This is a genomic window from Sphingopyxis sp. (genome assembly GCF_019459305.1).
Taxonomy (GTDB): domain Bacteria; phylum Pseudomonadota; class Alphaproteobacteria; order Sphingomonadales; family Sphingomonadaceae; genus Sphingopyxis.
Window position 1 is genome coordinate 1 of sequence record NZ_JAIBES010000127.1, and the last position, 6,998, is coordinate 6,998.

The window sequence follows — 6,998 nt, forward strand, 5'->3', positions numbered from 1 at the left end:
CGGGCAGGGACGGTCGCAGTGTCGAAGCCGCAGTCGACGCAAAGGCGTATCAGCTGCGACAGCTCGGTATAGAGCTTCATCGCGTCCAGGCTGTGTTCGAGGTCGATCGGGTCCATCAGTTGGCCGCCGAACCCCATCACCACAAAGGCCGGACAAACCCCCTAAACAAACGCCCCCCCCTGGGCCTCCCCCACAGGGAGGATCGGCTTCGGCAGCTACCCACCCCCAACGCCCTCATCCAGCCATCAACTTGCGATCCCCCTCGCACCCGATTACCCCTTCCGCATGACCGCGGACAAAATCTTCATCAGCGCCAACGACCTTCTTGCCGATTCGCTACGGCTGGGCATGCAGGTGATCGACAGCGGTTTCAAACCGACCCACCTCGTCGGCATCTGGCGCGGTGGGGCGCCGGTCGGCATCGCGGTGCAGGAATTGCTCGATTATCATGGCCAGCATTGCGATCACATCGCGATCCGCACCTCGTCCTATCACGGCATCGACCGACATGATCCCGAGGTAAAGGTGTTTGCACTCGGTTATCTGATCGACACGCTCGATCCCGACGATCGGCTGCTGATCATCGACGATGTGTTCGACAGCGGCCGCAGCATCCGCGCCTTCATCGCCGAATTGAAGGCCCGCTGCCGCCACAATATGCCGCGCGACATCCGTATCGCAACTGTCTGGTTCAAGCCCGGGCGCAACGTCACCGACCTGCGCCCCGATTTCTTCGTCCATGAAACCGACCAGTGGCTGATTTTCCCGCACGAAATCGACGGGCTGACGATCGACGAGATCCGCGAGCACAAGCCCGAGGCGGCGATCATCCTGCGCGAAGAAGGCACCGGCGATGCATGATGGTTTCGCCTCGGCCGACGACCGCGCCACCTTCATCGCCGCGCTACCCAAGGCCGAGCTGCACCTGCATATCGAAGGCTCGCTCGAACCCGAACTGATGTTCGAGCTGGCGCAGCGCAACAATGTCGCAATCCCCTTCGCCAATGTCGAAGAGGTCCGCGCCGCCTACGCCTTCTCGAACCTCCAGGATTTCCTCGACATTTATTATCAGGGGATGGGCGTCCTCCACACCGAGCAGGATTTCTTCGACCTCACTACCGCCTATCTCGCCCGCGCGCACGCCGACGCGGTGCGCCACGTCGAAATCTTCTTCGATCCCCAAGGGCATACCGAACGCGGCATCGCGTTCGCGACCGTGGTCCTCGGCATCACCCGCGCACTTGATGATGCGCTAGCGCGCTATGACATCACCTCGAAACTCATCATGTGCTTCCTCCGCCACCTCAGCGAAGCTGAAGCCGAAGCAACGCTCGACCAAGCCCTGCCTTATCTGGGCCGCATCGACGGCGTCGGCCTCGACAGCTCCGAAGTCGGCCACCCGCCGTCCAAGTTCGAGCGCGTCTTTGCCCGCGCCCGCAGCCTCGACCTGAAAATCGTCGCGCACGCCGGCGAGGAAGGCCCGCCGGCCTATGTTTATGAAGCGCTCGATCTGCTCAAAGTTGACCGCATCGACCATGGCAACCGCAGCCTCGAAGACCCCGCCCTCGTCGCGCGCCTCGCCGCCGCGGGCATGACGCTCACCGTCTGTCCGCTGTCGAACCTGAAGCTGTGCGTCGTCGACGACATGGCGGCGCATCCGCTGAAAATCATGCTGGGCGCAAGGCTTCGCGCCACGGTGAACAGCGACGATCCAAGCTATTTCGGGGGGTATGTCAACGCCAACTACCAGGCTGTCGCCGACGCGCTCGACCTGTCGAAAGCCGAGCTGCTCACCCTTGCCCGGAACAGCTTCACCGGCTCTTTTTTGGATGATGCCGCCAAGGCAAAGCAACTCGCGACGATCGACGCTTACACGCAGCGCTGACCGTCGCCCCCGAGACGGCGGGGGCCGCTTTCGGTTTACGCAGAAACGCAGAAGAAGGCCGCTAGCGGCCCCCGCCTTCGCAGGCGCGACGATAGGGGGTGACCGCACCCACTATTACCGGTCACCCGCTCAACTGAAACTCACGCCGCGATCAGCACCCCATGATAGGTTCGGTCCTCAAACGCCAACCCGGCGCCCATCGCGACGCAAATCAGCGCATTTTCCGCCACCCGCACCGACAATCCCGTCGCCTCTGCGATCGCGACGTCCATGCGGCGCAGCAGCGCGCCGCCGCCGGTCAGCGTGATCCCCTCGTCAATAATGTCCGCAGATAATTCGGGAGGCGTCTGTTCCAGCGCGGCGCGTACCGACGCAACGATCTGTCCGACCGGCTCGGCCAGCGCCTCGGCGATCTCGGCCTCCGACACCCGGACCTCCGACGGGCGGCCGTTGACCAGGTCGCGCCCCTTGACGCCGATGATCATGCCGTCGCCCTCGGGCGCCACTGCGCAGCCAATCGCCAGCTTGACGCGTTCGGCGGTCATTTCGCCGATCATCAGATTATGTTTGCGGCGAATGTAGGACGAAATCATCTCGTCCATCTTGTCGCCGCCAACCCGCACCGAATTGCTGTAGGCGATGCCGCCGAGCGACAGGATCGCGACCTCGGTCGTACCGCCGCCGATGTCGACCACCATGGCGCCCATCGGCGCGGTGACCTGTAACCCGGCGCCGATCGCTGCGGCGAGCGATTCCTCGATCAGTTGCACCGAAACCGCGCCGGCGTTCGACGCGGCGTCGCGGATCGCGCGGCGTTCGACCATCGTCGATCCCGACGGCACACAAATCACAACGTTGCTGCGCTGGCGCAGGCGGCTCGGCCCGCCGAGCGCCTTGTCGATAAAATGCTTGATCATCTGTTCGGCGACGTCGATGTCGGCGATCACCCCGTCGCGCAGCGGACGGATTGCCTGGATGTTGCTCGGCGTCTTGCCCATCATCAGCTTGGCCTCGTTGCCGACGACCTTAACGCGCCGTACCCCGTCGCGCGTTTCCAGCGCGACGACCGAGGGTTCATTCAGGACGATGCCCTTATCGCGGACATAGACGACAGTGTTCACGGTTCCCAGATCGATGGCCATGTCATGCGCGGCCGAACCGAACCGATTAAAGAATTTCATATGCGCCGAACGCCCCTGGCCATGCTGATGGAGAATCGGGGACGCGCGTGATCGACGCCCGTAACACCCTTGGATTTTGACTTGTGACGATGGTTAAATCGCGTCAACGGCGGTGGCGCAGACCGTTGGTTTATCAGGCCCGGTCGAGCCAAAGACGTCATTTACCGCCGCTAACGAACGGTTCGCCGTCTGGAGCCGCCATTCATCGACAGCGCACACTTCGTTACTCGCGTTCAGGAACGATAAATTTCAGGCCCTGCAACTTGACGATCTTGTCATCCACGCACAGCGGCTCGGCAATCAGGCGCATCCAGCGCGGCGCCTCGCTGGCAGGTCGGATTTCGACATCGAGGGTAAAGCCGCGGCGGTGTTTGATCGCATAGGCGCGCAATTTTTCCATCGCCGCGCGCGACCCCTCTTGGTATAGTGCGACGGTTTCCTCACGCGTCACTGCGGCGCCGCGCGGCAAGCTGAAAATATCATAGACTTCGCTCGACCAGCTCAGTTGGTTGTTGTTTGCGAGGTCGCATTCCCACCAGCCCGCCTGCGCACGCACCGATCGGCCATGCGTGTCTAGGTCGGCCATGTCGGCCACGGCATCGAGCGTGTCGGCCCCGTGCAGCTGCCCCAGTTCGAAAAAGCGTTCGCGCTCGTACAGCGGCCAGCTGTGGTGGACGGGCAAGGGATGGGTCGGCTTCAACGCACCGCTCTTTCGTTATATTGCATGGGGATAGCTGCGCCCCTCTCTGCAAGGTCTCGTACAGATTTGCAACCCGACGGACAAGCTCGTTGCCGTCAGCGGCGTGCCAGCGCAATTCCCGCCAGATTCTGGGTACGCCTGATATGCCGCACGCGCGGCGCTGGACTGGCGCCGACCAGCACCCTAAAGCTTTCCAAATGCGCGCTTGCACGACCGCGCGCCGCCACTTCACCATTGGCCTGCGCCACCACCCCCGCCGCGTCGCCGAGCAGGACAAAGTCGGTGATCCCGCGCGCCTGCGCCAGCCGCAGCGCCGCGATCAGCGCCAGCCATTCGGCATCCATGCTGCTGCCCATCCCCGCCTCGTGGTCGATGGTCGCGACCCCACCGATCACCACGGCAATCTCCATCGCGCCGGGGTTGGGGCGGCATCCGCCATCGAAATAGATTTTGGTCCGGCGGGGCTTCATAGTGCCGCTATGCCCGATCCCGTTCCCCGGCGAAAGTCGGTGGCCAGGGCGTCACATGACCGACGCCGTGCCTTTGCGTCCTGAACCCCGGCTTTCGCCGTGGAACAGCGATGCACGGATCAAAACGTCCCGCGCACCGAAAGCGAGAAAATCGGCCCGATCAGCCGATTGCGCGCTTCGACAAAAGCAATCGGACTTTTGCCGCGTAGTCCGGTGTAAACGACGCGGTCACGCTTTGATCGCGCATTGGCGATGTTGCGAATGGTGGCGCGGACCGTAAGGCCCTTCACATTCTTGTGCTCGGCATAGACATTGGCGAACACCGGCCCTTCCCAGAGCTTGTCGACCTGGCTGCGGCGATAACCGGGCTGGTAATGGGCATAGTTGCCGCCAAGGCCCCACGCCCAGTCGCTGTCTGCAATATCGTGGCGCACGCTCGCCTCGATCAGCGTGTCAGTGAAGCCGCTCCACTGCCGCTTCTCGCCGGTAAACGGATCGCGCAGCGACGATTTCTGGAGCAACGCGCGCGTTTCGACCTTCATCCCCTTGATCCCCGCGGGATCGAGGTTGATCGTCGCAGTCCAGTCGATCGCCCCCGCTTTCGCCTTTGCGATATTGCCGACCGCTTCGCCATTGGCGCCGACCGGCACGACATCGACGCGGTCCTCGACGTCGCGATAGATCAGGATCAGCTTGGTCGACCCCCACGCGCCGAACTTCCTGTTGATCTCGGCCTCATAGCTCCAGTCCTGCTGCGGGCGAAGGTCGTTGTTGCTCTCATTCTGGTTGCCGTCGTTCAGGAAAGCGCGCGCCAGGAAATCATAGAAGGACAGTTGCAGCACCCGGCGACGCAATTTGAAGGAAACATCGAAATTGGCCGACGGGGCCCAGGCCAGCGAGAGTGACCCCTTGGGCCGGAAAAAGCTCCGCGTCAGCCCGTTCATCCCGGTCTGGGTAATCGTCGAATGTTCGGCGCCGGCGATGATCTGGAAACTCAGCTTGTCGGTCAGCTTTCGGCCAAAGCTCAGCAGCCCTTCGTAGCGATCCTCGCTGACCCCGCCAGTACCGCCCGCGAACGGCTGGTCGACGAACACGCCGCTCGGGTCGAGCACCGCGATCGACGCGACATTGTCCAGGGTGTTGAAGGTCGCCTCGCCCGACAGCTGCCAGTCGCCGCCAAGCATCTTCCACTGATATTCGCCGCGCCCGATCGTTTCGCCCAGATCGCCGGTTTGCGCGAAGCGGTCACCCGTCGCGATGCCGCCTACTGGCGTCGTGACGGTTTCCTGCTTGTAGGGCTCGTGGCTGAACCGCCGCAGCCCGATCAGCTTCAGCTTGCCTGGTCCAGCGCGGAACAGGTAATCGCCGCTGATCTCGTAGTTCCAGCTGTCGGCATTTTCATAAAAGGTCCGCGCCCGGTCGGGCTGGCCGGGCGAGACCCGGACGCCATCCTCATAATAGCGGTCATATTTGCGCTGATAATGCCCGCCCAGATTGGCGACGCTATCGCCCGCGAGATCCCAGGTGATCCGGCCCGACAGTTTCGCGGTGTCATAATGGGTTTTCCAGCTATCCTCGCGGCGCTCGATGATATTACCCGCGCCATCGCTGATCAGCGTCGGCCCGCCCGCGCCGCTGCGCGCCGAATCGTCGTTGCTCAGCGCCGCCTCATATTCGATTTTGCCCGACCGCCCGCGCACCGACACATCGCCGCGGGTCAGCAGCGGGTCGGTATAATGGGCGCGAAATTCGGGTTTCCACGAAAACTGCCCCGAAACGGCGGCGGCACGATAGACGATATTGGCGACCTGCCCCGACAATCCCGGAATATCCAGCGTCGCGCCGTCGACGATCTCGATCCGCTCGACATTGCCCGCGGGGATGCGCGACAATTGGGTATACATCGTGTCGCCCTTGTTCGACGGGCGCTCGCCGTTGAACAACACATTGCCCGTCGCCTGCCCCAACCCACGCAGATTTTCATTGTCGCGGATCGAAAAGCCGGGGACTTGATTGAGCATGTCATAGGCATTTGTCGGCGCATAGCGGGCAAATTCGGCGGGAGTAAAGACTTGCCGCCCGGCGCTGTTGCCGCTTGCCGCGCCCTCAGTCGCAGCTGGCGGCGGCGCTTCACCGGTGGCCGGCGATTCCTGCGCCAGCGCCGGTACCGCGATCGCGGCGGAAAGCGCGAAAAGGCTGATCAGCCGCATCATTTACTTCCCTGCGTCGCGCGGTTCATCGCCACGGCGTACTCGTCGGTGACCCCCAATGCTTTCATTCCGACGACATCTTCGGCGCTCAGCTTGCGATACCCCGCTGCCGCAAGCCCGCGCACATAGGCGCCGTCGACGCCGAGCGCCTTGCACGCGATCGCGTCCTCGACGTCGGTCAGCACCAGCGCTTCGGATTGCAGCTCGCGGACGTAGGCGGGCGTCACCTCCAGCGCTGCCGCCGCAATCAGATCGTCGGTGTCATCGGGCTTCACCCCCGCATCGGTCAGCCCGTCGGCCAGCGCGATCGTCGCATCGACCAGCAGCATCGCCAGCATGTCGCTGCGCCGCTCGGGCGCCAGCCCGCGCGCCGCCAGCGCCGCCTCGAACGCGGGGTCAGAGGTGAAGCGGCAGCGGCCCGTCCCTTCGAACGCGCGCATCAGCGTTCCAGTGCAGGCGAGCGTTCCCGCCTCTTGCACCACGCTGAACGCCACCGGCCCCCCGCCGCCCCGGGTGCACCCGCACGCCGGCGCCCCCCGCGCCCGGCGGCCC

7 protein-coding genes are annotated in these 6,998 nt (G+C 63.7%); 2 read left to right on the top strand and 5 right to left on the bottom strand.

Annotated elements, in window-relative coordinates:
* Positions 1-285: 285 nt before the first annotated feature.
* Entirely contained in the window at positions 286-861 is a 576-nt protein-coding gene (locus K0M74_RS14825; RefSeq protein WP_293974024.1) for a phosphoribosyltransferase, read from the top strand.
* The gene (locus K0M74_RS14830) at positions 854-1,885 is read left to right on the top strand and encodes an adenosine deaminase (protein WP_293974027.1); all 1,032 of its coding nucleotides are present in this window, start codon (positions 854-856) and stop codon (positions 1,883-1,885) included. Before K0M74_RS14825 ends, K0M74_RS14830 begins: the two co-directional genes overlap by 8 nt.
* Positions 1,886-2,025: 140 nt before the next feature.
* Here the strand turns inward: K0M74_RS14830 and K0M74_RS14835 are convergent, their stop codons facing one another.
* From K0M74_RS14835 to K0M74_RS14855, 5 genes are all read right to left on the bottom strand, one after another.
* Complete coding sequence (locus tag K0M74_RS14835; protein ID WP_293974030.1) at positions 2,026-3,066, bottom strand: rod shape-determining protein; 1,041 nt, start codon at positions 3,064-3,066, stop codon at positions 2,026-2,028.
* Between the two features lie 223 nt (positions 3,067-3,289).
* Positions 3,290-3,766, bottom strand: coding sequence for a hypothetical protein (locus K0M74_RS14840; RefSeq protein ID WP_293974033.1), 477 nt, complete (start codon positions 3,764-3,766; stop codon positions 3,290-3,292).
* A gap of 95 nt (positions 3,767-3,861) precedes the next feature.
* Complete coding sequence (locus tag K0M74_RS14845) at positions 3,862-4,236, bottom strand: reverse transcriptase-like protein (protein ID WP_293974036.1); 375 nt, start codon at positions 4,234-4,236, stop codon at positions 3,862-3,864.
* A 119-nt stretch (positions 4,237-4,355) separates the two neighbouring features.
* Entirely contained in the window at positions 4,356-6,449 is a 2,094-nt protein-coding gene (locus K0M74_RS14850; RefSeq protein WP_293974039.1) for a TonB-dependent receptor plug domain-containing protein, read from the bottom strand.
* The coding region (locus tag K0M74_RS14855; protein ID WP_293974042.1) for a hypothetical protein at positions 6,446-6,998 on the bottom strand (553 nt) is incomplete at its 5' end. The genes K0M74_RS14855 and K0M74_RS14850, both read right to left, overlap by 4 nt.

Excerpts from the sequence above, each read along its gene's own strand:
- K0M74_RS14830 (WP_293974027.1), top strand. The coding sequence starts at position 854 with ATGCATGATGGTTTCGCCTCGGCCGACGACCGCGCCACCTTCATCGCC.
- K0M74_RS14835 (WP_293974030.1), bottom strand. The coding sequence starts at position 3,066 with ATGAAATTCTTTAATCGGTTCGGTTCGGCCGCGCATGACATGGCCATC.
- K0M74_RS14825 (WP_293974024.1), top strand. The coding sequence starts at position 286 with ATGACCGCGGACAAAATCTTCATCAGCGCCAACGACCTTCTTGCCGAT.
- K0M74_RS14850 (WP_293974039.1), bottom strand. The coding sequence starts at position 6,449 with ATGATGCGGCTGATCAGCCTTTTCGCGCTTTCCGCCGCGATCGCGGTA.
- K0M74_RS14845 (WP_293974036.1), bottom strand. The coding sequence starts at position 4,236 with ATGAAGCCCCGCCGGACCAAAATCTATTTCGATGGCGGATGCCGCCCC.